Consider the following 232-nt stretch of genomic DNA (forward strand, 5'->3'; position numbering starts at 1 on the left):
ATCGGGCGCGAGCGCCGACAGCTGTTCAAAACCCGGTTCCACCAGGACGGTCCGCCGGGCTGTCCGGGCAAGCTCAGACAATTGAGCCCCGCCGAGAAACCCCTGGGGATCGATCAGCAGCAGAGTTGCCTCGGCCCCCTTGTCCTCAAGCAGTCCCACGGCTTCGTCGAACGATCCGGGGGAAAGGACGTCCACGCCCTGTTCGCCCAGGATCCGGGCCGCAGCCATGGCG

1 pseudogene is annotated in these 232 nt (G+C 66.8%); it reads right to left on the reverse strand.

Features of this window, described 5'->3' with window-relative positions:
- A pseudogene (locus tag SB754_RS23220) lies at positions 1-232 on the reverse strand (hypothetical protein); the annotation flags it as partial.

The sequence above is a fragment of the Leifsonia sp. SIMBA_070 genome, from assembly GCF_046534635.1.
Lineage (GTDB): Bacteria > Actinomycetota > Actinomycetes > Actinomycetales > Microbacteriaceae > Leifsonia.